Below are 24,649 nucleotides of genomic sequence, written 5' to 3' on the forward strand. Positions count from 1 at the left end.
GGGCACGGCTCGGCCATCGCCGGCGTCATCGTCGACGGCGGCACCTTCGACTGGACCGTCCGGTCCGGCGAGGAGCCGCGTTTCCCCGGCTTCGTGGTGCCCGATCCCAGCTACCACGGTGTGGTGTACGCGGATCTGGGTGCGCCCGCGTTCGCGCTCAAGGCCCGCGTGCAGCTGCTGCGTGATCTGGGCGCGGCGGTCTCGCCGTTCAACGCGTTCCTGATCAGCCAGGGACTGGAGACGTTGAGCCTGCGCATCGAACGGCACGTGAGCAATGCCCACCAGGTGGCCGAATTCCTCAGCAGCAGGCCGGAAGTCACCTCGGTGTCCTATGCCGGGCTGCCGTCCTCGCCGTGGTACGAGCGCGGGAAGACGCTGGCGCCGCGGGGCGCGGGCGCGGTGATCGGGTTCGAACTCGCCGGCGGCGTCGACGCGGGCAAGCGTTTCGTCGAGGCGCTGACCCTGCACAGCCACGTCGCCAATATCGGCGATGTGCGCTCGCTGGTCATCCACCCGGCCTCCACCACGCACTCCCAGCTGACCCCTGACGAACAGCTCAGCTCCGGCGTCACCCCCGGACTGGTCCGGCTCGCGGTGGGCATCGAGGGGATCGAGGACATCCTCGCCGATCTGCGCGCCGGGTTCGCCGCCGCCGGGTAGCGAGCGGGTACGCGCTCGGGCGGGATGGGCGAAACCATCCCGCCCGTTGCCGTTTCGTGCCGACATGCTGCTACGCTGCCGGAATTAGAACACGTTTCAATTCCGCAGGAGTTCAGATGACCGAGCAGATCCGTGATGTCGTCGACCGGTACGTCAAGTTGGTCGGCTCGGGTCCGACCGAAGCCATCGTCGAGCTCTACGCACCCGAGGCGACCGTCGAAGATCCGGTGGGCGCCCCGGTGCGGCACGGACACGACGCCATCCGCGAGTTCTACGACATCCTCGCGCCCCTGGACCGCGAGACCGAGCTGCGCACCGACTCGGTGCGCGTCGCGGGCAACGAGGTGGCCTTCCAGTTCACGATCATCACGCGCGTCGGCGGCCAGCGCTTCACCATGTCGCCCATCGACTACATGGAATTCGACGACTCGGGCAAGATCGTGCGCATGCGCGCCTTCTGGAGCCAGGACGACATGGCCATCGAACCGGAGTGACGCGCCGCGTTTTTCGGTGCAATCGACCGTGTGGCGTGTTGTTGGCGCGCGGAATCGACTAGGAAGAGTGGGTATCGAGGCCTCGCGTCCGATACCCTCTCATCGAGCTGGGACCCAGCTCTCGGTGAGCGGGCTGCCCGGCGTCTTGCTATTTGTCGAGTTCCGTTCAGCACATCCACTTTTGGAGCCGCATGCCCGACGAACACCCCATCGACGAAGTCGCACAGCTGGCCAGGCGGGTCGAGCGGGCCCGCGGACGGCTGGCCTACCAGTTCGATCCCGCGCTGACCGATGCACTGGCCGAGGACGAGCTGGAGGCCGAGCGCGAGCTGGCCGAACGCATCCGCACGCAGGAACGCGGCCAGCGGTGGAAGTACGCCCAGGCCGTGTCCGCCGCGGCAGACCGCGCCCGGCAGACCAAGGAAGCCATCGACAAGGCCGACATCCGCGATCTGCTGATGGCGCGCAAGGCCATTGCCGCGCAACGCCGGGAATCCAGCCCGCACGCCCAGCTGGCGTCGCTGTACCGGCACCGCACGTGGTCGCTGCGCGCGCTGGCCGGCGTGGTGATCGCGGGCATGCTGTGGTCGGCGGTCAACGTGCAGCACAACATCGCGCCGGAGGGTGCCAGCGATCCGCTGTATTGGTTCAGCTACCTGGTCGAGGCGATGATCAGCGTCTGTCTGGTGATCATCATGGTGGGCACCACCAAGATCACCGAGTGGGGCGTGCTGGACAGTCGCACCCAGGTCGTCGCCGCCGAGGTCGCGTTGCTCGCGCTGACGGTCGGGCTCAACACCTACCCGCACGTGCGCGACGGCCGCTGGTTCGACGCGGGCGTGCACGCCGTCGCACCCGTGATGATCGGCGTCGCCCTACTCACCCACGACGCCGCGAATTCGCGCTACAGCCAAGCGATCGCGCGCGCCACCGAACACATCCGCGACAACCCCAACACCCCCTGGCCGAGGGCCGAAAGCGGCCTCCTCAACACCGCTCGCGCGTAATCGCACGACCGCGGCAAAGTCCGCGCGGCTCCCACCCCCACGGCCCAGCGGGAAACTTTGCTGGCAGGGCACGACTCGCTGGGTGGACACCATCTGCTCGGCGGCACACCACTCGCCCGGCGACGGGCACCAGTTGCTCCGCGGCACGCCACATGCTCCGCGGCGCTCTTCTGCTGCGCCGCACCCCTTCTGAGCCCTCGCACCCTCTACGACCCGCCACAACAGGTGCGCGAACGCAGAACGGGTGCGGCACTCGGGTTCGGTGGCGCAGCGGCCGCTGGGCACACGCGCCCCACCCGCCGCGCTCGCTAGCGCTTGTGCTGCAGCGGGACCGGTAGGGGGCGGCGGGGCACCGGCTCGGATACCACGATCGAGGTGGTGGTCTGGCCGAACATGAGGAATCCGTCGAGTAGTTCTTCCAGTTCGCCGATCGACGGGCCGTGCACCTTCAGCAGGAAGCAGTCCTCGCCGGTGATCCGGAAGCATTCGACCACCTGCGGGGTGTCCCGAGCGGCGGCCACGATCTTGGGTAGCTGGCCGGGCCCGGGCCGGATGCGCACCAGCGCGGTCACCGGCATGCCGAGCGCGGCCGGGTCCACCTCCATCCGGAAGCCGGTGATCACGCCGCTCTGCTCCAGGCGCTGCACCCGCTCGGTGACCGCGGGCGCCGACATGCCGACGCGGCGCGCGAGTTCGGACATGGACAGTCGCGGATCGGCGTGCAACTCGTTGAGCAGGCGCACATTCACCTCGTCCAACAGCCGTGCCCGATCGGTGAAGGCAATATGGCCGTTCTGCCTTGATTTTCCAGACAACTCACGTCATCTTCCTGGATAGTGCCATTCCGGCCGCGGGTATTTCTTCGGAAGATACTCCGCATGACCGAATCGCCGCGGGGCATCGCACAGCGCACGGCCCCACGCGTGCCCGCCGTGGCCTACTTCGGCATCAGCGCGGTCTTCCACTACCTCGGTCCCGCCTGCGCCGTGCTGCTGTTCGCCCGGGTGGATGTGCTCGGCGTGGCGTGGCTGCGGATCGTCGGCGCCGCACTGGTGTTCGCGGCCTGGCGCAGGCCGTGGCGGTTGCTCCGGCACGGCACCGCCGAGCAGCGACGGATGCTGCTCGCGCTCGGGATCGTGCTCGCGGCGATGAACGCGACGTTCTACCTCGCCATCGCACGACTGCCGCTGGCCACCGTCGGCGCGATCGAATTCCTCGGGCCGATCGTGCTCGCCGCGATCGGTCTGCGCAACGGGCGCAACGTGCTCGCGCTCATGCTCGCGGTCGGCGGGGTCGTCGCGCTGACCGATATCCAGCTGGCCGGCGCGCCGACCGGATTCGTCTTCGCGTTCGCCAACTGCGCGCTGTTTCTGCTGTACGTGCTGCTCGGCCACCGGATCGCCAACAGCGCAGCGGTTTCCGGCCTCGACCAGCTCGCCGCCGCGATGTCGATTGCCGCGGTGGTGGCGACTCCGTTCTGTCTCGGCGCTGCCGTCCCGGCGTTCACCAGTCCCGTGGCATTGCTCGCCGGGATCGGCGTCGGGCTCTGCTCCTCGGTCATTCCTTACGTCACCGATCAGCTCGCCATGGCGCGACTACGCCGCAGTACCTTCGCCCTGCTGCTCAGCATCCTGCCCGCGGTCGCGGCGGTGATCGGGATCGTGGTGCTCGCCCAAGTCCCCACTGTCCAGGAACTGGCCGGCATCGCGCTGATCGCCGCGGGCGTCTCGATCCACCGACATCACGACAACGAGGAGAACTGATGGAATACCGCCGATTGGGCAGCACCGGCCTCACCGTGTCCCGGATCTGCCTGGGCATGATGAGCTACGGCGATCCCGCGTCGTGGGCGTGGGTGCTCGGCGAGGACGCCGCCGAACCGATCGTCCGGCAGGCTGCCGAGTCCGGGGTGAACTTCTTCGACACCGCGGATATGTACTCCGCGGGAGTCAGCGAATCGATCACCGGGCGGCTGCTGGGCAAGCTGTTCCCGCGCCGCGACGACTACGTACTGGCCACCAAGGTGTACTTCCCGACGGGTCCCGGACCGAACGACAAAGGCTTGTCCCGCAAGCACATCATGTCCGCCATCGATGCCTCGCTCGATCGGTTGGGCGTCGACCACGTCGACCTGTATCAGATCCATCGCTGGGACGACGAGACGCCGATCGAGGAAACCATGCAGGCGCTCCACGATGTGGTCACCGCCGGGAAAGCTCGGTATCTCGGCGCATCCAGCATGTTCGCCTGGCAGTTCGCGAAGGCGCAGCACGTCGCCGAAACGCACGGCTGGACGAAGTTCGTCGCGATGCAGAACCACTACAACCTCGTCTACCGGGAGGAGGAACGCGAAATGCTCCCGCTCTGCCGCGACCAGGGTGTCGGCGTGATCCCCTGGAGTCCCCTCGCCCGCGGACTCCTCACCGGCTCCCGCACGCGCGGCGGCCACCCCACCACCGCCCGCGCCGGCTCCGACCACATCGCCGCAAACATGTACACCGACAACGATTTCGACGTCGTAGCCGCGGTCCGCGAAGTAGCCGCCGCCCGCAACCTGCCCCCGGCCCAGATCGCCCTCGCCTGGCTACTCGACCGCCCCGGCGTCACCGCCCCCATCATCGGCGCCACCAACCCGAACCATCTGAACGACGCACTCGACGCCGTGCGGCTACACCTCACCGAAGCCGAAATCACCACCCTGGAAACCCCCTACCGCCCCCACCCCATCCTCGGCCACCAGTAACCCGGTCGCCTGAAACCCGGGGCCGCCACAAAGCGCGGCCGCCCCGGCACCAACTCGCGATGACGCAGCCACGACAACGACGGCCACCACCCACCGTCACGACCCGTCGCCCCCGCTTCCTTTGCGCCGCACCCTTTCTGAGTCTTCGCACCCGCTACGGCCCGCCACAGCCGGTGCGGGAACACAGAACGGGTGCGGCTGCGGCGACACTGGGGCCGCTTCGCACGCGCGCACCTCTGCCGCCGTCGGCTGGTACGCACACTTACCTGCCGCCGAAGGTGCCTGCATCCACCGGTGCGGGCGTGGTTGACTCGTCGGGTGATCGAGTACGACGTGGTGCGCGTGTTCTGTGGGCCAGGGGGCGGTTTCGGGAACCGGCTCGGGGTGGTGCGGGACGGGGGTGCTGTTGCGGAGGTCGGGGCGCGGCAACGTTTTGCCGCGGAGTTGGGGTTCAGTGAGACGGTGTTCGTCGATGACGCCGAGCGCGGGGCCATCGATATCTACACTCCTACGCTGCGCCTCCCCTTCGCCGGGCATCCGTGCGTCGGGACCGCCTGGCTGCTCGGTGCGTCCGAACTGGTGACCGCGGCGGGCGTCGTCGGTGCCCGGCATGACGACGAATTCACCTATATCGCAGCACGATCCGAGTGGGCACCGCCGCGGACGTTGCGCCAGTACGGATCCGCGGCCGAGGTGGACGCGCTGCCTGTGCCCGAACCGGGCGAATGGATCTACGCTTGGGCATGGCAGGACGAGCAGGCCGGTCACGTGCGGGCCCGCGCCTTCCCCGGCCGTGGCGACGGTATCGATGAGGACGAAGCAACAGGCGCCGCCGCCCTACTCCTCACCGCCGAACTCGCACGCCCCCTGCATATTTCGCAAGGTCGCGGTTCGATCATCGTGACCGCACCGCAGCCGGGCGGGCTGATCGAAGTCGGTGGACGCGTAACAGCCGAGTAGGACTCAGATCAACCGCTCCACCAGCAGCAGCCCGCCGATCAAAAGCATTGCCACGCCGGAGATTCTGGTGACGATCCCGGCCGCGGTCGGCCGGGCACGCAGCACAGTCCGAGCCAGCATGCCGACGCCTAGGTAGATCACCGCACAGCTGAGGGTGTGGATCAAGCCCAGTGCGCCGATCTGAGCGGCAAGCGGCCAACTCCCGGTCCGGTCGGTGAACTGCGGCAGCAATGCCACGAAAAGCAGCAGCGCCTTGGGATTCAGGCCGCTGATCCCGATGCCGCGCAGCAGGCTCGCACCCCACGGCGCGGGGTTCTGCTCCCCCGCCACTGCGGTGGGTGCGTTCGACGCGGCCAGCGTCGTCCCGCCGAGCCACATCAGATAAAGCCCGCCGAATACCGTAAGTGCCGTCAGCACAACCGGATTCCGATCGACGACCGCCGCGACGCCGGCCGCGACCACCACGGTCAACGCGACATAACCCAGCAGCAGCCCACCGACCGCGGGCACCACCGACCGCTCCCGCAGACCCGCCGCGATCGCGTACGCCCAGTCCGCACCGGGAACCAGGATCAGCAGCACCGACACCGTCCAGAACGCGGCGATGTACCCGACAGCCATACCCAACCCTCTCCCTCGAACAGCGACCCCAAGGAAGGATAGGTGTGATCAACGGGGAGGTGATTCCAACTTTTCGCTGGTGAGCGCGGGATTGTGGAAGAATCTTCCCCATGGATCGGATCGACCGGAAGATTATTGCCGAGCTGCAGCACGACGGCCGTTTGACGATCACCGAACTCGCCGCCCGGGTACGCCTCAGTCTTTCGCCGTGTCACCGCCGCTTACGGGAGCTGGAGAAGTCCGGGGTGATCCGCGGCTATCGCGCACTGGTCGACGCGGCGGCCGTCGGCTTGACCTTCGAGGCGCTGGTGTTCGTCACGATGCGGCAGGAGGATCGCCCCACCGTCGCCGCGTTCGAGCAGGCGGTCGCGGAGATACCGCATGTGCTGCAAGCACAGCGACTGTTCGGCGACCCGGACTTCCTGTTGCGCGTCGTGGCCGCGGATCTGCCTGCGTTCCAACAGCTTTACGACGAGCGCCTGGCGACGCTGCCCGGCGTGCAACACCTCACGTCGACCTTGGTGATGAAACATGTGGTGCACGAGCGGCCGGTGCCACTGTGACGAGGACAGCGTTCAGTACCGCCGTTCGTGTTGCTCCACAGCGTCTTTGGCGTCTTTCAACCCAGCGCCGGTGAGCTCTCGGTAACGCTTGATGGCCTGGATCTTCTTGCCCTGCACCAGAAGATCATCGATCTCGGCCCAGCTGAACGACACGGGACGCGGAGCGACCGGCATGGCGGGGATGGGTTTGGCGGTGGTGAGGTCGGGACGTTCCTGGATCCCCAGATGATCGAGGATCAGATCCAGCTTGACGTGCAGTGCGTCGATCTTCCGCTCGAGGCGGCGGTGGGCGAACATGCTCGAATCGTAGTGACCGCCGTCGACGCTCAGGCGGCGAGCACCGCGTCGGCGAGATTGTCGGTGGTGTCGAAGGCGGCAACGTCACCGGCCGCGGCGAGCAGTCGGTTCACGCACCGCGGGCCCGTGACCAGGCGAATCCTGCGGTCGCTGCGCTCGGCCCAGGTTCGGGCCTCGAGCAGCACGTGCAGCCCGGCGACGCCGAAGAACGTCACCTGGGACAGGTCGATGACCACGGTCGACGCCGCATCGCCGAGCGCATCGGTCAGCCGGGAGCGGAACAGGTCCGCGGTATAGAAATCGACTTCGCCGGCGAGCGCACACAGCGTGACCGTGTCACTCGGTGCGGTCAGGGAGACGCGCAGCCGATCCAGGGGGTCGGGACGATTCGGCACCGTGGCTCGACTCGGTGCCCCACCTCGCTTCGGGATGGTCGCGGATCTCGCCTTGTTGTCGACGAGGAATGCTGAAGTAGCGAGTGTGGTCGACATGAGGACCTCGGTCCTGTCGCGCGCGGCAAATGAAGTCCGGTTGCCGGCAAGATTTTTCGCCCTGATGCGACATCGCCATCCCGAGCTGGGCTGTCTACTCAACCCTGAAAGCAGATTACCCAGCGACGGCTCGCGACAAACCAAAGAAGCCACCGCGAGTCGCGGTGGCTTCTTCGAACGGCAGGTTCGTACCGAAGGACTAGGCCGACTTCTCCCGGCGCTCGGTGCGCTGCGCCTTGCGCGGCACGATCGTCGGCAGCACGTTCTCGGTGACGGTGTCGGAATCGACGACCACCTTGGCGACGTCGTCGCGGCTGGGAATGTCGTACATGACCGGCAGCAGCACTTCCTCCATGATGGCGCGCAGGCCACGGGCGCCGGTGCCACGCAGGATGGCTTGATCGGCGATCGCCTCGAGCGCGTCGGTGGTGAACTCCAGGTCCACGCCGTCCATCTCGAACAACCGGATGTACTGCTTGACCAGCGCGTTCTTCGGCTCGGACAGGATCTTGACGAGCGAATCCTTGTCCAGGTTGGTCACCGACGCGACGACCGGCAGCCGGCCGATGAACTCGGGGATCAGACCGAACTTGATCAGATCCTCCGGCATCACCTCGGCGAAGTGGTCGGTGGTGTCGACCTCGGCCTTGGAGCGGACCTCGGCGCCGAAACCGATGCCGCGGTGGCCGGTCCGGTCGGAGACGATCTTCTCCAGGCCGGCGAACGCGCCCGCCACGATGAACAGCACGTTGGTGGTGTCGATCTGGATGAACTCCTGATGCGGGTGCTTGCGACCGCCCTGCGGCGGCACACTCGCCTGGGTGCCCTCCAGGATCTTCAGCAGCGCCTGCTGCACGCCCTCGCCGGAGACGTCGCGGGTGATCGACGGGTTCTCGCTCTTGCGGGCGATCTTGTCGACCTCGTCGATGTAGATGATGCCGGTCTCGGCGCGCTTCACGTCGTAATCCGCGGCCTGGATCAGCTTCAGCAGGATGTTTTCGACATCCTCACCGACGTAGCCCGCCTCGGTCAGCGCGGTCGCGTCGGCGATGGCGAACGGAACATTGAGCATCTTGGCCAGGGTCTGCGCGAGGTAGGTCTTGCCGCAGCCGGTGGGCCCGAGCATCAGAATGTTCGACTTGGTGAGTTCGACGACCTCGCCGCGACTGTCGCGGCCCTTGTCGCCGGCCTGAATGCGCTTGTAGTGGTTGTACACGGCCACCGCGAGCGTGCGCTTGGCGGTGTCCTGCCCGATGACGTAGTTCTCCAGGAAGTCCCGGATCTCCGCCGGCTTGGGCAGTTCATCGAGCTTGACCTCGCTGGACTCGGCGAGTTCTTCCTCGATGATCTCGTTGCACAGATCGATGCACTCGTCGCAGATGTACACCCCTGGTCCCGCAATGAGCTTCTTGACCTGCTTCTGGCTCTTTCCGCAGAACGAGCATTTCAGCAGATCGCCGCCATCTCCGATGCGCGCCATCTCGTGGGTCCCTACTTCCTTGTCCGCGTGCAACCGTCGTCCAGGTTGCCAGTTATCTGCCGCCTTGCTTGTCGGCACCACGGCGTGGTCGAAAACGCGTCGACCGGTTCCGGTGTGTACGGCAGTGCTGTCAACCGGGAGCAAAGGTCCCTAGGTTGACCGTACCTGGTGTGTGCGATGGAGGTCGACAACTCGAGCATGTTTCTCCGCCGGGTTGTGCGAGTTCTCACGGCACCGGAGCGCGTTCTGTCATTGCGACGGCCTGTTCGAGCTCCGGCCGCTTGTTCATCGACGCCGGAGACCGAAGTGTTTCGGCGCCGACGTCGTCATTGAAGCAGTCCGGCCGGGCAGCATGCCACCTGGCGTGCTTCCCGGCCGGAACTCCGTGGGGTACAGCTATTCGCGCGCGAATCGCCGCCGGGAAACGGCGACACGCGACGAGATCACTTCTGTGCGCTGAGCTTGCGGTAGTCGAACACCGTATCAACGATCCCGTATTCCTTGGCCTCTTCGGCGGTGAGAATCTTGTCGCGGTCGGTGTCCTTGCGGATGGTGTCCGCGTCCTTACCGGTGTGCCGGGCCAGCGTGGTCTCCATCAGGCGCCGCATGCGCTCGATCTCGGCGGCCTGGATCTCCAGGTCCGACACCTGACCCTGGATGCCACCCTCCAGCGACGGCTGGTGGATCAGCACGCGGGCGTTGGGCAGGCAGGCGCGCTTGCCCGGGGTGCCGGCGGCGAGCAGCACGGCGGCGGCCGAGGCGGCCTGACCCAGGCAGACGGTCGCGACATCGGCGCGCACGTACTGCATGGTGTCGTAGATGGCCATCAGCGAGGTGAACGAGCCACCGGGCGAGTTGATGTACATCGTGATGTCGCGGTCCGGGTCGAGCGACTCGAGCACGAGCAGCTGCGCCATCACGTCGTTCGCGGAGGCGTCGTCCACCTGCACGCCGAGGAAGATGATGCGCTCCTCGAACAGCTTGTTGTACGGGTTGGACTCTTTGACGCCGAAGCTCGAGTGCTCGATGAACGACGGCAGGATGTAGCGCGACTGCGGGCCCTGCGGCGCCATGCCGCCGAGTGCGCGTGGGTCAAACTGGTTGGCCATCTTGGTCTCCAAAGTCTCTGTGGGTAAGCGGCTGGGGCGTTGGCACCGGCGAAGAGTCGCCGATCGCGCCTAGTTGTCGCTCACGCCGCCGGTCTGGTTCGCGTGGCTGACGACCCGGTCGATGAAGCCGTATTCCAGGGCCTCCTTGGCGGTGAACCAGCGGTCGCGGTCGGCGTCGGCCGTGACCTGCTCCACGGACTTGCCGGTGTGCTGCGCCTGCAGTTCGTTCAGTTCACGCTTGGTGTGCGCGAACTGCTCGGCCATGATCGCGATATCGGCGGCCGAACCACCGATACCGGCCGAGGGCTGGTGCATCATGATCCGTGCGTGCGGCAGGGCCAGGCGCTTGCCCTTGGTGCCCGCGGTGAGCAGGAACTGGCCCATCGAGGCGGCCAGGCCCATGCCGACGGTGCGGATATCGCACTCGGCGAACTGCATGGTGTCGTAGATGGCCATACCGGCGGTCACCGAGCCACCCGGCGAGTTGATGTAGAGCGAAATGTCCTTGGTCGGATCCTCCGCCGTGAGCAGCAGGATCTGCGCGCAGATCTTGTTCGCGATGTCGTCGTCGACCTGGGTGCCGAGGAAGATGATGCGCTCGCGAAGCAGGCGCTCGTACACCGAATCACTGAGGTTGAGCCCAGCAGTCGCGGACGTCATAGCGATCCCTGCCTGATTACTTGTCACGGATACCTGCCTTCTCATACCGGCTCGCTGGCCGACGGCCATCTCTGGTTCGTTGTCACAAACATTAACGAAGCAGGGCGGCACCGAACTCCCGGTACCGCCCTACTTCGCTCACAGCGCAACTTCGCGGCGCTCAGCTGCGCTGTGCTCTACTACTCTGCCTTCGCCGCGGCGGTCTCGTCCGACTCGACCTCGAGCACGCCCTCGGCGTCGATCTCCGGCGCGGAATCCTCAGGCGCACCGAACATTTCGGCGGTGTCCACGGCGTTGCCCGCGGAGTCGGTCACCTTGACCTTGCCGACCACGCCCGCCAGCGCCTTGCCGCGACGAACGTCGGCGAAGATCGCGCCGAGCTGGCCCGCCTGCTGCACCTGCTGGATGAACTGCTCCGGCGCCAAGCCGTAACGCTGCGACTGGAACAGGATCCGCTCGGTGAGCTCTTCCTGGCCGACCTGAGTGTTGTCCGCCTCGGCGATCGCGTCCAGCAGCAGCTGGGTCTTCACCGACTTCTCGGCGGACTCCTTGGCGTCCTTGTCGAACTCTTCGCGGCTCGAGCCCTGCGCCTCCAGCGCCTCGGCGAGCTTGGCCTCGTCGTGGTCGAAACCGTGCACCGCGTCGTGGGTGACGGCGTCGATCTCGGCCTTGACGACGGCCTCGGGCAGCGGCACCTCGACCTGCTCCAGCAGGGTCTCCAGCACCTTGTCCCGGATCTCGCCGGCCTGCTGCACCTTCTTGCTGCGCTCCACCCGGGTGCGCAGGTCTTCCTTCAGCTCGTCCAGGGTGTCGAATTCGCTTGCCAGCTGGGCGAAGTCGTCATCGGCGGCGGGCAGCTCGCGCTCCTTCACCGACTGCACGGTGACGGTGATGACGGCTTCCTTGCCCGCGTGCTCACCGGCCACCAGGGTGGAGGTGAACTCCTTGGACTCACCGGAGCTCAGGCCGATGAGCGCCTCGTCGAGACCCTCGATCAGCTGGCCGGAACCGACCTCGTGGGACAGGCCGGTGGTGGCCGCCTCGGGCACCTCTTCGCCGTCCACGGTGGCGGACAGGTCGATGGAGACGAAATCGCCGTCCTGCACGGCCCGCTCGACACCGGTCAGGGTGCCGAAGCGCTGGCGCAGCGAGAGCAGCTGCTCTTCGATGTCCTCGTCGCCGATGGTGAACGCGTCGACGGTCACCTCGATGCCGTCGTAGGCGGGCAGCGTGATCTCCGGGCGCACGTCGACCTCGGCGGTGAAGGCGAGCTCCTCGCCGTCCTCGATCTTGGTGATCTCGATCTCGGGCTGGCCGATGACCTTCACCTGACCCGCGGTGACGGCCTCGCTGTAGCGGCCCGGCAGCACGTCGTTGACGACCTGCTCCAGCACCGCGCCGCGACCCAGGCGGGCCTCGAGCAGCTTGGCCGGCGCCTTGCCGGGACGGAAGCCGGGGATCTTGACCTGCTTGGCCAGTGCCTTGTACGCGCGATCGAAGTCGGGCTTCAGTTCCTCGAAGGGCACCTCGACATTGATCCGGACCCGGGTCGGGCTCAGCTGCTCGACGGTGCTCTTCACGGACATGCTCCTTGTTCGTCGTCTGTTCTGGTTGAGACGCGATCCCCCGTCATCCCGGACATGCTCCGGGACACCGGCACCCGCCGGGTGGCGAGGGACGCGGCGTACGCATCCCGACCAGGTTAGTTGACCGGCCGGGGCGGGCTGCACTCGGCCGGTCGCCCGGCCCCTACTTTCCGATCGACACGGCGTCGGTGACGAAGACCAGCGTTTCGTTCGGCGCGATCCCGCGCCCGCCCGCGCCGTAGCCGAGGTCCGGCGGCACGATCAGCAGCCGCCGCGCGCCCTGCTGCACCCCGACCAGGCCCTGGTCCCAGCCCTGGATGACCTGGCCCGCGCCGAGGGTGAGCTGGAACGGCTTGCCGCGGTCGAAGGAGCTGTCCTTCTTCTGCTTGTTGGACCAGGTGATCAGCGCGTAGTTCATGGTCAGCTGCTGGCCCGGCTCGGCGCCGGGTCCGCTGCCCGGGTTCAGGTCCTTGGTGATCAGCTGCTTCGGCGGATCGCAGTTGTCCGGGATGGTGATCGTCGGGGCGGCGCCGAACTCACCGCTCACGGCGATGTCGTCGGCGGTGCATTCCCGGCCTTTGCTCTGGGTCGGGCCCGCGGCGGCCGAGGTGGCGGCGGCCCGCGCGGCCGAGGTGGTGGAGGGAGCGGGCGACGACTTGTCGTCCGAGCCGCACGCGACCAGCGTGCACGCCGCCGCGGTCATGGTGCCGATCGCGATGATCCTGCCGAGTGTCTGCATGCGGCGGACCCTAGACCACACCGGCCCGAATGTCCGAGCCGACATGTCCGAGTCCCCCGCCCACGGGGCCACCGCGCACTACGCTGGCCGTGAATTCTCCGTGCGGACTTGTGCACACCGTTCAGTTGGGTATCGCGGCTACTGAGGACCCCGAACACGAGGAGAGGCGGCGCATGACCCACATGGCGAGCGCCGGCGGTGACACCGCCGCCGACAATGTCGAAAGCACCGGCGGCGAGACGGTCGCACCGGAGCCGTACCGGCTGGCAGCCGTCGACGGACCACTCGAACGCGACGAGCTCGCCTCGATCGATGCGTGGTGGCGGGCCGCGAACTATCTGGCGGTCGGTCAGATCTATCTGATGGCGAATCCGCTGCTGCGCGAGCCGTTGCGCGCCGAGGACGTCAAACCGCGGTTGCTCGGTCATTTCGGCACCGTGCCCGGATTGAATCTGGTGTGGGTGCACGCCAACCGCGCGATCCGGCAGCGCGGGTTGGACGCGGTCTTCGTGGCCGGGCCGGGACACGGCGGGCCCGGCCCGAACGCGTGCGCCTGGCTGGAAGGCACGTATTCCGAGCTCTACAGCCATGTTCCGCGGGACGGGACGGGGATGGGCGCGCTCTTCGCCCAGTTCTCCTTCCCCGGCGGCGTGCCCAGCCACTGCGCGCCGGAGACGCCGGGCTCGTTCCACGAGGGCGGCGAGCTCGGCTACTCGCTGCTGCACGCCTACGGCGCCGCACTGGACAACCCGGATCTCACGGTGTTCTGCGTGGTGGGCGACGGCGAGGCGGAGACCGGCCCGCTGGCTGCCAGCTGGCATGCCAACAAGTTCGTCAATCCGGCGCGCGACGGCGCGGTGCTGCCGATTCTGGCGCTGAACGAATACAAGATCGCGAATCCGACCATCCTGGCCCGCATTCCGGAGACCGAGCTGGTCTCGCTGCTGCGCGGGTACGGATACGACCCGATCGTGGTCGCGGGCAGCGACCCGGCGGCGGTGCATCAGGCCATGGCCGCGGCGGTGGACACCTGTATGGAACGCATCGCGCAGATCCAGCGGGCCGCCCGCGGTGGCGCCGACGGCAGCAGGCCGGTCTGGCCGATGATCGTCCTGCGCACGCCCAAGGGGTGGACCTGTCCCCCGGTGGTCGACGGCGACCCCGTCGAGGGCACGTTCCGGGCCCATCAGGTGCCGCTGCCCGGTGCGCGCTCGAATCCCGATCATCGTGCGGTGCTGGAGCAATGGCTGCGCTCGTATCGTCCCGAGCAGCTGTTCGACGACCATGGCAGGCCGGTCTCGGAGCTGCTCGATCAGGTGCCCGAGGGTGAGCGGCGCCTGAGCGCGAACCCGATTGCCAACGGCGGCATGCTCGTTCGCGATCTGAACCTGCCGGACTGGCGGGACTTCGGGGTCGAGGTGAGCGCGCCTGGCGCCACGTCGCACGAGGCGACCAGGGTGCTCGGCGGCTGGTTGCGCGAGGTGACCCGGGCCAACCCGGACAACTTCCTCACCTTCGCCCCGGATGAGCTGGCCAGCAATCGGTTACAGGACGTCCTCGATGTCACCGGACGCAACTGGCAGGCCGAAATCGGCAGTCACGACGAGAAACTCGACCGCACCGGGCGGGTGATCGAGGTGCTGTCCGAGCACATGTGCCAGGGCCTGCTCGAGGGCTACCTGCTGACCGGCAGGCACGGGGTGTTCACCTGCTACGAGGCGTTCATCCACATCGTCGACGCGATGTTCAACCAGCACGCCAAATGGCTCGACGCCAGTGCGGCGGTGCCGTGGCGGCGGCCCATCGCGAGCCTGAATTACCTTCTCTCCTCACATGTCTGGCGACAGGACCACAACGGGTTCACCCATCAGGATCCCGGCTTCCTCGATGTGGTGCTCAACAAGAAGCCCTCGATCGTGCGCGTCTACCTGCCGCCGGACGCCAACACGCTGCTGTCCACCTACGACCACTGCCTGCGGTCGCGGCACTACGTCAACGTGGTGGTCGCGGGCAAACAGCCACAGGCGGACTGGCTTTCGGTGCACGACGCGGCCGAGCACTGCGCACGTGGCATCGGCATCTGGGATTGGGCCGGGCACAACGACGAGCTCGGCACCGTCCCGGATGTGGTGCTCGCCTGCGCGGGCGACGTGCCGACGCTGGAGACGCTCGCGGCGGCGGCGATCCTGCGGGAACGATTGCCGGAGTTACGGATTCGCGTGGTGAACGTGGTCGACCTGATGCGCCTGCAACCACACGACGAACACCCGCACGGCCTGCCCGACAGCGAGTTCGACACCTTGTTCACCCACGACCGGCCGGTGATCTTCGCCTTCCACGGTTACCCGTGGCTGATCCACCGGCTGACCTACCAGCGAACCAACCATGCCGGACTGCACGTGCGCGGCTACAAGGAACGCGGCACCACGACGACACCGTTCGACATGGTGATGCTCAACGACCTGGACCGGTATCACCTGGTGATGGACGTGATCGATCGGGTGCCGAGCCTCGGTGAGCGGGCCGCGGGACTGCGCCAGGAGATGGTGGACGCCCGCTGGACGGCACGGGCCTGGACGCGCGAGCACGGCGAGGACATCCCCGAGGTCGCGGACTGGAGTTGGCCGCAGCCGACGCGGTGACGGGCTGCCAGGCACTGCCACCAGGATGAAACTTCCTTGCGCGGGTTCCCGCGACTGGGCGACGATCGCTGCATGCTGCTGACGATCACCTGCACACCGCCGGACGGCGCCGCGTGGCCGGCGACCGATCTGGGGTTCTTGCTGCACAAGAACCCCGACCGGGTCCAGGCGTTCGAGCAGTCGTACGGCACGGCACACGTCCTCTACCCGCAAGCCACGGCCGAGCGGTGCACCGCCGCCCTGCTACTGGAGATCGACCCGATCCGACTGGTACGCGGACGTTCGCGTGGCACACCGGATTTCAGCCTCGGCCAGTACGTGAACGACCGGCCGTACGCGGCGTCGTCCCTGCTGTCGGTGGCCATCGGCGCGGTGTTCCGCACCGCGTTGCACGGCCGCTGCACCCTGCGACCGGAACTGGCGCAGACCGCGCTGCCGTTACAGCTCGAATTGCCCGCCGTGCCGTGCAAGGGCGGCGCCGAAGTGGCCGAGCGGATGTTCGCGCCGCTGGGCTGGACGGTGACCGCGACTCCCCTGCCACTGGATCCGGCCTTCCCGGACTGGGGCGATTCTCACCATCTGCGGCTGGCGCTGACCGGCACGATGCGGCTGGCCGACGCACTGTCACACCTGTACGTGCTGCTGCCGGTCCTCGATGGGGCCAAACACTATTGGCTGGCCGCCGACGAGGTCGACAAGCTGATCCGCGCAGGCCAAGGCTGGCTGGCCGAACACCCCGAACGCGCCTGGATCACCCGCCGATACCTGGCCCGCCGCCAGTCGCTCGTACGAGCCGCACTCGCCCGCCTCGCCGAAGTGGACGAGGTGGAACCGGAGGAGCTCGACGCCGTCGAGGAGGGGGACGAAGGCGCGGATATCACGGCCACCGAGGCCACCGAGGCCACCGAGGCCACCGAGGCCACCGAGGCCACCGAGGCCACCGAGGCCACCGAGGCCACATTAAGCGCTGCGGCGCAATGTTTTCCGGCTTACCGCGCGCCGAGACAAGCTGCTTCGGCGCAGCGGGAGCCGGCGCTGTCCAGTGCGACCCAGTCCGATCCGGCGGCGTCCGACGCGGCGGCGTCCGACGCGGCGTTGCCCGATGCGGCGCGGCTCGTTCCTGCGCGGTCCGAGCCGGCACAACATGATTCGGCTTTGCGGGTGTCCGAGGCGACGGGCGAAACCGGCCTGCGGACGCCGTCGCTGGCGGTGGCTCGGCGGGCGGCGGTGATTGCCGCGTTGCATGAGGTCGGGGCCGGGCGGGTGCTCGATCTCGGGTGCGGTGAAGGTGTGCTGTTGCGGGAACTGCTGGCGGACAAAGCCTTCGGGGAGATCGTCGGCATCGATGTCTCGATGCGGGCGTTGCATATCGCCGAACGTCGCTTGCGACTGGATCGGCTGCCCGAGCGGGTCGCGGCCCGCTTGACCCTGCGTCAGGGCGCACTCACCTACACCGACGCCGAGCTGCGCGGCTATGACGCGGCCGTGCTCATGGAGGTCATCGAGCACGTCGATCCGCCGCGGCTCGGCGCGCTCGAGCACGCGGTGTTCGCCGCGGCCGCACCGCGGGCGGTGCTCGTGACGACACCCAACGCCGAGTTCAATGTGCGCTACGAGACCTTGCCCGCGGGGAAACTCCGGCACGCCGATCACCGATTCGAGTGGACCCGTGCAGAATTCGAGTCGTGGGCGGCACGGGTGGCGGCCGCGCACGGTTACGCCGTGCGCTTCGTGCCGATCGGCCCACTCGACCCAGCAGTGGGCGCGCCGACCCAGATGGCAATCTTCACCACATTGATCCAGGAAGGAGCAGCGTGATGACGGAACTCTCGGTGCCCGAACTGTCGCTGGTGGTGTTGATCGGCAGCACCGGCTCGGGCAAGTCGACCTTCGCGCGCAAGCACTTCCGGTCGACCGCGATCGTCTCCTCCGATGCCTGCCGCGGCGTCGTCAGCGACGACGAGAACGATCAGTCGGCCACCGCCGAAGCTTTCGCCCTGCTGCACCACATCGCGGGCGTTCGGCTGCGCCGCGGTCTGCGCACCGTGGTCGATGCGACGAATGTCCAGGCCAGGTCGCGGCAGGAACTCATCGCGGTGGCGCGCGCCCACGACGTCCTGCCGGTCGCCATCGTGCTCGACGTCCCGGATTCAGTGTGCCTGCAACGGAATTCGACCCGGCCCGACCGCGCGGGTCTCGGCGCGCACGTGGTCGTCCGGCAGCAGCGCGAGCTGCGCCGCAGCCTGCGCGGGCTGGAGCGAGAGGGTTTCCGCAAGGTCTACGTGCTGCGCGGCGCCGCCGAGATCGAGGCCGCGACGATCGTGGACGAGAAGTCGTGGAACGACAAGCGCGAGCTCACCGGCCCGTTCGATGTGATCGGCGACGTGCACGGTTGCCGGGGCGAATTGGAAACGCTGCTCGGCGAACTCGGTTACGTCATCGACCGGGACGAGAGCGGGCGCGCGGTCGGCGCGCACCATCCGGCGGGGCGGACGGCGGTGTTCGTCGGCGACCTGGTCGACCGCGGACCCGACACACCGGGCGTGCTCCGCGTGGTGATGGGCATGGTGGCCGCCGGAACGGCCCTGTGCGTCACCGGCAATCACGAGCACAAGCTGGTCCGCGCCCTCAACGGCAAGCAGGTGCGGGTCGCGCACGGCCTCGCCGAGTCGCTGGCTCAGCTCGACGCCGAGGACGAGGTGTTCCGCAAGGCCGCGCACGAGTTCTGCCGCGGCCTGGTGAGCCACTACGTGCTCGACGGCGGCAAGCTCGTCGTCGCGCACGCCGGGTTGAAGCAGGAGTACCACGGCCGTGCCTCGGGCCGGGTCCGCTCTTTCGCCATGTACGGCGAAACCACCGGCGAGACAGACGAATACGGCTTGCCGGTGCGCTATCCGTGGGCGAACGACTACCGCGGCACGGCCACCGTGCTGTACGGGCACACCCCGGTGCTCGACCTGCAGTGGGTGAACAACACCCTGTGCCTGGACACCGGCGTGGTGTTCGGCGGCAGGCTCTCGGCCTTGCGCTACCCGGAACGCGAGCCGGTCTCGGTTGCCGCGGAACAGGTTTGGTACGAACCGGTACGACCGCTGCAGGCCACCACGATCGGCACCGCCGAAGGCGTGGTGCACCGGGATCCCGGCGTGCTCGATCTGGCGGACGTGCTCGGCCGCCGGGTGGTACAGACCCGCTACCACGGCCGGGTCGGCGTCCAGGAGGAAAACGCCGGTGCCGCACTGGAAGTGATGAGCCGGTTCGCGCTCGACCCACGCTGGCTGGTGTACCTGCCGCCGACGATGGCGCCGTGCGCGACCTCGGAGCTGGACGGCTACCTCGAGCACCCGGACCAGGCCTTCGCGTACTACCGCGCGGAGGGCGTCGACCGCCTCGTGTGCGAGGAGAAGCACATGGGTTCGCGGGCGGTGGTCCTGGTGGCCCGGTCCGCGCAGGCGGCGCGGGACCGCTTCGGCGTCGACGACGGCGGCACCGGCGTGATCTACACCCGCACCGGGCGTCCGTTCTTCGACGACCGGGACCACACCGAGGCCGTGCTCGCGCGGGTCCGTGCGGCCGCCGAGCGTGCCGGGCTCTTCACCGAACTCGACAGCGAGTGGCTGCTGCTCGACACCGAGCTGATGCCGTGGTCGGCGAAGGCGCTCGGCCTGCTGCGCGCGCAGTACGCGGCGGTCGGGGCGGCGGCGCGCGGCGCGCTCGACGCCGCCGGCGAGGTGCTGGCCGCGGTGACCGCGCGCGGCCTGGACGTGGGCGAACTCGCGCACCGCACCGGCGCACGCCGGGACGACGCCGCGGCGTTCACCACCGCGTACGGCCGCTACTGCTGGCCGGTGGACGGCACGGCGGGTCTGCGGCTCGCCCCCTTCCAGATACTCGCCGCCGAAGGCGCGAACCACGCGGTGCGCGAACATGATTGGCACCTGGAACGGATCGACCGGCTGGTCGCCGCCGATCCGGAACTGTGCGCGCCGACCGGGCGCGTGTTCGTCGACCTGAACGACGAGCACAGCATCGCGGCCGCCACCGCGTGGTGGAGCGAACTGACCGCGGCCGGCGGGGAAGGCATGGTGGTCAAACCGCGCCAGGCGCTGGCACGTGGCCCGCGAAAGGACGAGGCGACGACGGATGACGGCCGGCTGGTCCAACCCGGCGTGAAATGCCGTGGGCCCGAGTATCTCCGGATCATCTACGGGCCGGAGTACCTGCGCGCGGACAACCTGCGACGGCTACGTTCCCGTGGCCTCGGCCGCAAACGCTCGATGGCCTTGCGCGAGTACGCACTCGGGCTCGAGGCCCTCGACCGGCTGGCCGCGGGTGGGCCGCTCTGGCGGGTGCACGAGGCGGTTTTCGCGGTGCTCGCGCTGGAGTCCGAACCGGTCGACCCGCGGTTGTGACGTCCCTCACTCGGCGCTGAGCGCGAGGTGTCGGCACCTCGCGGCCCGGCGCCGGGCCCCCTTGCACGGGGCAACTGAAACGCGTTACCGTGCGAGTTAGCGGGCCGCTTGCAAGTGTTATACAGCAAGCCGCCCGGTGTACTGGACAAGGGAGTCTGACCATGCCCGCAGCGACCCCGGACGGCGCCTCGAGCACCGGCCGCATGCTGGTCGACGACCGTTTCACGGCCGTCGCCGCCAAGTTCTTCGCCATGTTCCGGCGCAGGCGACAAGGCGGTGGCGCGCTCGCGGTCTACCTCGACGGCGAGCCTGTGCTGGACATCTGGGCCGGATGGGCCGATCCGGAACGACGCTGGCGCTCGGACACGATGGCGCTGACGTATTCGACGGGCAAGGGCGTCGCCGCGACCGTCGCGCACCGGCTCATCGAGCGCGGCGTCCTGGACCTCGACGCACCGGTGGCGACCTACTGGCCCGAGTTCGCGGCGAACGGCAAGGATGCCATCACCGTTCGCGATGTCCTGAACCATCGGGCAGGGCTGCAACGCATCCGCGGGCTGGTCGACAGCCAGGGCGCCGTGCTGGACGACGACGCCTTGCTCGACCACGACAGCCTGGCCGCGGCACTGGCCGCCTCCGCACCGGATCCGTTGCGGCTGCGCGCCTCCGGCTATCACGGCCTCACCTTCGGCACCCTCGTCGCCGAGCTGGCGCAGCGGGCCACCGGGCGCTCGTTCGCCGAGGTGGTGCACGCCGAGCTCGCGGAACCGCTGGGCGACAACGACTTCTGGTTCGGCGTCCCGCGCGGCGAACGACACCGGCTCGCCACCCTCGCGCCGCGGCTCACCATCGGCCGGGTTCCGGTGGACCGGCTGATCGCGCCGTTCGGCGCACTGCGCAGGGTGCAGTCCGCGCACAGCGCGATCTACGACGGCTGGGCCGACATGAGCATCGGCCAGCGGCCCTACGATGCCGTGATGCCCAGTTGGGGTGGCGTTTTCACAGCGCGCTCGCTGGCCAGGATGTACGGCGCGATCGCCAACGACGGCGTGGTCGGCACCCGCCGGCTGCTGCGGCCGGAGACCACCCGGATGATCGCGCAGATGCCGCCGAACAGTCGCTTCGACTACGTGCTCGGCGCGCCTCCGCACTGGGCGCTCGGCTATCACCGCGGCATCGTCGGCACCAGGTTGACCCGAGAAGCGCTGGGGCACTTCCGCGTCGGCGGCTCCGGCGCGATCGCCATGCCGGGCGTCGGCGTCTCCGTCGCCTTCGTGACCAATCACCTCGGCTACTCCGGGATGACGCTGGGCGACGCGCGACTCCCCACCCTCGCCGCCCTCGCCAGGCGTGCGGGCACCCTCGGCAGAGCCGCGGGCAGCCTGCCGGTCACGCGGCAGGCCGCGGCGGGCTGACCCGGCACAGTCCTGCACCGACTGGCCGCGCACTACTGCCGTACGGCTCGGGTACGAAATCATCCCGCCGCCGCGTGCCCTGCACCCGAGGACACTACATATCGGCCGGTGACCGATTCTCGCCAGCCTGAGTACGATCGACCGTATGGAAAGTGGCCCCGACTCCGTCCTCACCCGGCGCGAACCCGCCGAGATCACGGACAAGCGCCTGCTGCGCGGGGCACGAACCCGGGAGACGGTGCTGCGGCACGCCGTGGACATCGCCTCGCTCGACGGACTCGAGGGGCTGAGCTTCGGCCGGCTCGCGGCCGAGTCCGGCCTGAGCAAGGCGGGCATCCAGACGCTGTTCAAAACGAAGGAAGCCCTGCAGCTCGCCGCCATCGACCATGCGCGCGACCTGTTCGTCGAGGCGGTGATCGAACCCGCCCGTAGCACCGCCCGCGGTTTGCCCCGGCTGCGGGCGCTGATCGAATACTGGCTGGCCTACATCGAGGCGCCACTGTTCACCGGCGGCTGCTTCTGGATGGCCGCGCTACCGGAACAGGACAGCAGACCCGGCCCGGTGCTCGACGCGCTGCTGCGCGACCGGCACGCCTGGGTACGCGTGCTCGAACACGAATTGCGGCGCGCGGTGACGGCCCGGGAGATCGCCGAACTCGACGTGGAACTCGCCGCATTCCAGATCGATTCGGTCCTTTGCGCCACCAATACCGCGCTGCGCGTCGGCGACACGGCGGCCATGCGCCGCGCGCGCCGCATCGTCGACGGGTTCCTCACCGCCCCCTGACTCGCGCGCAGCAGTCACGCCGACTTGTGCGCCACCGCGAAGATACGGCGGAACGGGAACCAGGTGGTGCCGTCCGGCATGGCCGGGTAGACAACGCGCAGGCGCGGGGCCAGCTCGGTCCGGAATTCGCGCCAGTCCTCGTCGTCCAGTGCGGCCCGGATCGGTCGCAGTGCTGTGCCGGTGACCCACTCCAGTACCGGGTCCGGTCCCTGCATGCGCTGGTAGTACGTGGTTTCCCAAATATCGGCGACGGTGTGCTCGGTGCTGAGCACCGCCGCGTACCTGGCCGGTTCGGGCACCGCGTCCACCCCGCGCAGCATCGCGTCGGCGAGCCGGGACCGCCAGCGCGCCTCGCCGGCCAGCGCGCGGATCTCCCGATGCGACGGCGCATCGAAGTTGCCGGGGACCTGCATGGCGAACCAGGCGCCACGCGGCAACTCGGGCAACCACTCGGCGAGCAGCGCGAGATGATCCGGAACCCATTGCAGGACAGCGTTACAGACGACGACGTCGGTTTCCTCGTCCGGTTGCCAGTCGTGCACGTCGAGCACCTTGGCGTCGATCCCGCGCTGCCGCGCGTCGTCCACCATCTCCGGCGAGGAGTCGAACGCGTCCAGTCGCGCGTCCGGCCAGCGTTGCGCGAGCACTTCGGTGAGATTGCCCGGCCCGCATCCGAGATCGACCACGCGCCGCGGCTTTTCGGCGTCGATGCGCCCGATCAGCTCGAAGAACGGGCGTGCCCGGTGATCGGCGAAGTCGAGATACTTCTTCGGATCCCACATACGAACCCTCCTCATTTAACAGTACGGGCGTACTTAGTACGATTGTACTGTATGGCTTGACAGGCAGATATGCCGAACCCCTATCACCCCCTATCGGCCGCGCCGACAACCGGGCACTGCCCGAGTACCCGGCATTACGGGTGCTTACACCTCACTCTGCCGACCTGCGCGACTTCGCTGATGTTGTTCCGGGGCAGCATCTTTCGCGATACGCACGGTTGCGGATAACCCCCGGTCACGACGGCCTTTCGGGGTCTGCGTGTGTGGCAGGGTGATCGGCTATGAAGACGATCCTGATCACGGGGGCCACGTCGGGTATCGGACTCGCGGCAGCGCGGCAGATCGCGACAGGGGGCGATCGATTGGTGCTGGTCGGCCGGAATCCGCGCAAACTCGCCGAGTCGGCGGCCGAGGTCCGCGCCGCCGGAGCAGGTGCGGTCGACACCCTCGAGTGCGACTTCGGCGAGCAGGACTCGGTGCGGCGACTCGCCGAGGCGGTGCTGTCCCGGTACGACCGGCTCGACGTGCTCGCGAACAACGCGGGCGGCTACCAGAAAGACCGGACCGTGACCAAGGAGGGCGTCGAAAAGACTTTCGCCGTCAATCATCTCGGTGGCTTCCTGCTCACCGAGTTGCTCACCGAACTGATGGTGCGCAGCGCTCCCTCGCGCATCCTGTTCACCTCTTCGGTCCTGCACTTCGGCGCGGGTCTGGATCTCGACGATCTCGCGTTCCGCCGCGGATACTCGGGCGAAAAAGCCTACAGCCGATCGAAACTCGCGAACATCCTGTATGCCCGGGCACTGGCCCGGACCCTGGAGGGCACCGGGGTAACGGTCAACGCCTTCCACCCCGGCGCAGTGGCCACCGGCATCTGGGATGACATGCCGTGGTTCGGGCAGCCGCTGGTCGCGCTGGCCAAGCGGCTGTTCATGATCACCGCCGAGGAGGGCGGGCAGGCGCTGGCCTACCTCGCCACCGGCGCGGAAGTGGCCGGGGTGAGCGGGGCCTACTTCCAGCACAACCGCATCAAGACGCCGTCGCGCCGAGCTCAGGACGAAGTGCTCGGCCAGCGGCTCTACACGGTGAGCGCGAACCTGGTCACCGCCACCGGATAGGCACGCCACACAGTCAACGACAACGTTGTCGAAAGTCCTAGCGACACAAATAGTTTGTCACCGACTGAGCTGTAGAAAGCAGG

23 protein-coding genes are annotated in these 24,649 nt (G+C 68.2%); 13 read left to right on the forward strand and 10 right to left on the reverse strand.

From position 1 onward, the window contains the following. The 3 genes from NVU01S_RS05870 to NVU01S_RS05880 all read left to right on the forward strand — a co-directional run. Positions 1-660 (forward strand): PLP-dependent transferase (locus NVU01S_RS05870; protein ID WP_175068869.1); only part of this gene is annotated, 660 nt, incomplete at its 5' end. A 116-nt stretch (positions 661-776) separates the two neighbouring features. Continuing rightward, a complete protein-coding gene (locus NVU01S_RS05875) occupies positions 777-1,154 on the forward strand; it encodes a nuclear transport factor 2 family protein (RefSeq protein ID WP_043673470.1) in 378 nt (125 codons plus the stop codon). Between the two features lie 191 nt (positions 1,155-1,345). After that, on the forward strand, positions 1,346-2,161 hold the full coding sequence (locus NVU01S_RS05880; protein WP_043673473.1) for a hypothetical protein: 816 nt from the start codon (positions 1,346-1,348) through the stop codon (positions 2,159-2,161). A gap of 308 nt (positions 2,162-2,469) precedes the next feature. Here the strand turns inward: NVU01S_RS05880 and NVU01S_RS05885 are convergent, their stop codons facing one another. Next, positions 2,470-2,976 carry an Lrp/AsnC family transcriptional regulator gene (locus NVU01S_RS05885; protein ID WP_175068870.1) on the reverse strand — a complete coding sequence of 169 codons (507 nt, stop codon included), beginning with the start codon at positions 2,974-2,976 and terminating at the stop codon, positions 2,470-2,472. A 63-nt stretch (positions 2,977-3,039) separates the two neighbouring features. Between NVU01S_RS05885 and NVU01S_RS05890 the strand changes: the two genes are divergently transcribed. From NVU01S_RS05890 to NVU01S_RS05900, 3 genes are all read left to right on the forward strand, one after another. After that, a complete protein-coding gene (locus tag NVU01S_RS05890; protein ID WP_043673476.1) occupies positions 3,040-3,924 on the forward strand; it encodes an EamA family transporter in 885 nt (294 codons plus the stop codon). Beyond that, positions 3,924-4,904 (forward strand): aldo/keto reductase, encoded by a 981-nt coding sequence (locus tag NVU01S_RS05895; protein ID WP_043673479.1) that lies wholly within the window; start codon positions 3,924-3,926, stop codon positions 4,902-4,904. Before NVU01S_RS05890 ends, NVU01S_RS05895 begins: the two co-directional genes overlap by 1 nt. Positions 4,905-5,222: 318 nt before the next feature. Next, positions 5,223-5,864 carry a PhzF family phenazine biosynthesis protein gene (locus tag NVU01S_RS05900; protein ID WP_043673481.1) on the forward strand — a complete coding sequence of 214 codons (642 nt, stop codon included), beginning with the start codon at positions 5,223-5,225 and terminating at the stop codon, positions 5,862-5,864. 3 nt (positions 5,865-5,867) lie between these two features. Here NVU01S_RS05900 and NVU01S_RS05905 read toward each other — a convergent pair whose 3' ends face one another. Then, positions 5,868-6,485 carry a LysE family translocator gene (locus NVU01S_RS05905; protein ID WP_043673484.1) on the reverse strand — a complete coding sequence of 206 codons (618 nt, stop codon included), beginning with the start codon at positions 6,483-6,485 and terminating at the stop codon, positions 5,868-5,870. Positions 6,486-6,595: 110 nt separating this feature from the next. On the opposite strand from NVU01S_RS05905, the gene NVU01S_RS05910 reads away from it, so the two are divergent. Then, positions 6,596-7,048 (forward strand): Lrp/AsnC family transcriptional regulator, encoded by a 453-nt coding sequence (locus tag NVU01S_RS05910; protein ID WP_014982585.1) that lies wholly within the window; start codon positions 6,596-6,598, stop codon positions 7,046-7,048. 12 nt (positions 7,049-7,060) lie between these two features. On the opposite strand, the gene NVU01S_RS44765 is transcribed toward NVU01S_RS05910, so the two are convergent. The 7 genes from NVU01S_RS44765 to NVU01S_RS05945 all read right to left on the reverse strand — a co-directional run bounded on the left by NVU01S_RS44765 (position 7,061) and on the right by NVU01S_RS05945 (position 13,410). After that, positions 7,061-7,345, reverse strand: coding sequence for a ribosomal protein bL12 (locus NVU01S_RS44765; protein WP_043673487.1), 285 nt, complete (start codon positions 7,343-7,345; stop codon positions 7,061-7,063). A gap of 29 nt (positions 7,346-7,374) precedes the next feature. Further along, complete coding sequence (locus tag NVU01S_RS05920; RefSeq protein WP_244467324.1) at positions 7,375-7,836, reverse strand: STAS domain-containing protein; 462 nt, start codon at positions 7,834-7,836, stop codon at positions 7,375-7,377. A gap of 199 nt (positions 7,837-8,035) precedes the next feature. Then, entirely contained in the window at positions 8,036-9,316 is a 1,281-nt protein-coding gene (gene clpX, locus NVU01S_RS05925; protein ID WP_042264750.1) for an ATP-dependent Clp protease ATP-binding subunit ClpX, read from the reverse strand. A gap of 443 nt (positions 9,317-9,759) precedes the next feature. Beyond that, positions 9,760-10,425: an ATP-dependent Clp protease proteolytic subunit gene (locus NVU01S_RS05930; protein WP_014982581.1), complete on the reverse strand. Its 666-nt coding sequence runs from the start codon at positions 10,423-10,425 to the stop codon at positions 9,760-9,762. Positions 10,426-10,494: 69 nt separating this feature from the next. Then, complete coding sequence (locus NVU01S_RS05935) at positions 10,495-11,085, reverse strand: ATP-dependent Clp protease proteolytic subunit (protein WP_014982580.1); 591 nt, start codon at positions 11,083-11,085, stop codon at positions 10,495-10,497. Positions 11,086-11,264: 179 nt separating this feature from the next. Then, the gene (gene tig / locus NVU01S_RS05940) at positions 11,265-12,665 is read right to left on the reverse strand and encodes a trigger factor (RefSeq protein WP_043673733.1); all 1,401 of its coding nucleotides are present in this window, start codon (positions 12,663-12,665) and stop codon (positions 11,265-11,267) included. Positions 12,666-12,834: 169 nt separating this feature from the next. Further along, positions 12,835-13,410, reverse strand: coding sequence for an FKBP-type peptidyl-prolyl cis-trans isomerase (locus NVU01S_RS05945; RefSeq protein ID WP_043673493.1), 576 nt, complete (start codon positions 13,408-13,410; stop codon positions 12,835-12,837). A 182-nt stretch (positions 13,411-13,592) separates the two neighbouring features. Here NVU01S_RS05945 and NVU01S_RS05950 point away from each other — a divergent pair, with 182 nt between their 5' ends. The 5 genes from NVU01S_RS05950 to NVU01S_RS05970 all read left to right on the forward strand — a co-directional run bounded on the left by NVU01S_RS05950 (position 13,593) and on the right by NVU01S_RS05970 (position 22,666). After that, positions 13,593-16,052 (forward strand): phosphoketolase family protein, encoded by a 2,460-nt coding sequence (locus NVU01S_RS05950; RefSeq protein WP_373864189.1) that lies wholly within the window; start codon positions 13,593-13,595, stop codon positions 16,050-16,052. 72 nt (positions 16,053-16,124) lie between these two features. Beyond that, on the forward strand, positions 16,125-17,870 hold the full coding sequence (locus NVU01S_RS05955; RefSeq protein WP_043673496.1) for a 3' terminal RNA ribose 2'-O-methyltransferase Hen1: 1,746 nt from the start codon (positions 16,125-16,127) through the stop codon (positions 17,868-17,870). Further along, the gene (locus NVU01S_RS05960) at positions 17,870-20,464 is read left to right on the forward strand and encodes a polynucleotide kinase-phosphatase (protein ID WP_043673499.1); all 2,595 of its coding nucleotides are present in this window, start codon (positions 17,870-17,872) and stop codon (positions 20,462-20,464) included. The genes NVU01S_RS05955 and NVU01S_RS05960 overlap by 1 nt, the downstream gene beginning before the upstream one ends. 161 nt (positions 20,465-20,625) lie before the next feature. Further along, positions 20,626-21,879, forward strand: a complete 1,254-nt coding sequence (locus NVU01S_RS05965) for an EstA family serine hydrolase (RefSeq protein WP_043673502.1) — start codon at positions 20,626-20,628, stop codon at positions 21,877-21,879. A gap of 145 nt (positions 21,880-22,024) precedes the next feature. Beyond that, a complete protein-coding gene (locus NVU01S_RS05970) occupies positions 22,025-22,666 on the forward strand; it encodes a TetR/AcrR family transcriptional regulator (RefSeq protein ID WP_043673505.1) in 642 nt (213 codons plus the stop codon). A 14-nt stretch (positions 22,667-22,680) separates the two neighbouring features. Here the strand turns inward: NVU01S_RS05970 and NVU01S_RS05975 are convergent, their stop codons facing one another. After that, on the reverse strand, positions 22,681-23,448 hold the full coding sequence (locus NVU01S_RS05975) for a trans-aconitate 2-methyltransferase (RefSeq protein ID WP_043673508.1): 768 nt from the start codon (positions 23,446-23,448) through the stop codon (positions 22,681-22,683). Positions 23,449-23,729: 281 nt separating this feature from the next. Here NVU01S_RS05975 and NVU01S_RS05980 point away from each other — a divergent pair, with 281 nt between their 5' ends. After that, positions 23,730-24,566: an SDR family oxidoreductase gene (locus tag NVU01S_RS05980; protein ID WP_043673511.1), complete on the forward strand. Its 837-nt coding sequence runs from the start codon at positions 23,730-23,732 to the stop codon at positions 24,564-24,566. The last annotated feature ends 83 nt before the right edge of the window (positions 24,567-24,649 follow it).

The sequence above is a fragment of the Nocardia vulneris genome (genome assembly GCF_001613425.1).
Classification (GTDB): Bacteria; Actinomycetota; Actinomycetes; order Mycobacteriales; family Mycobacteriaceae; genus Nocardia; species Nocardia vulneris.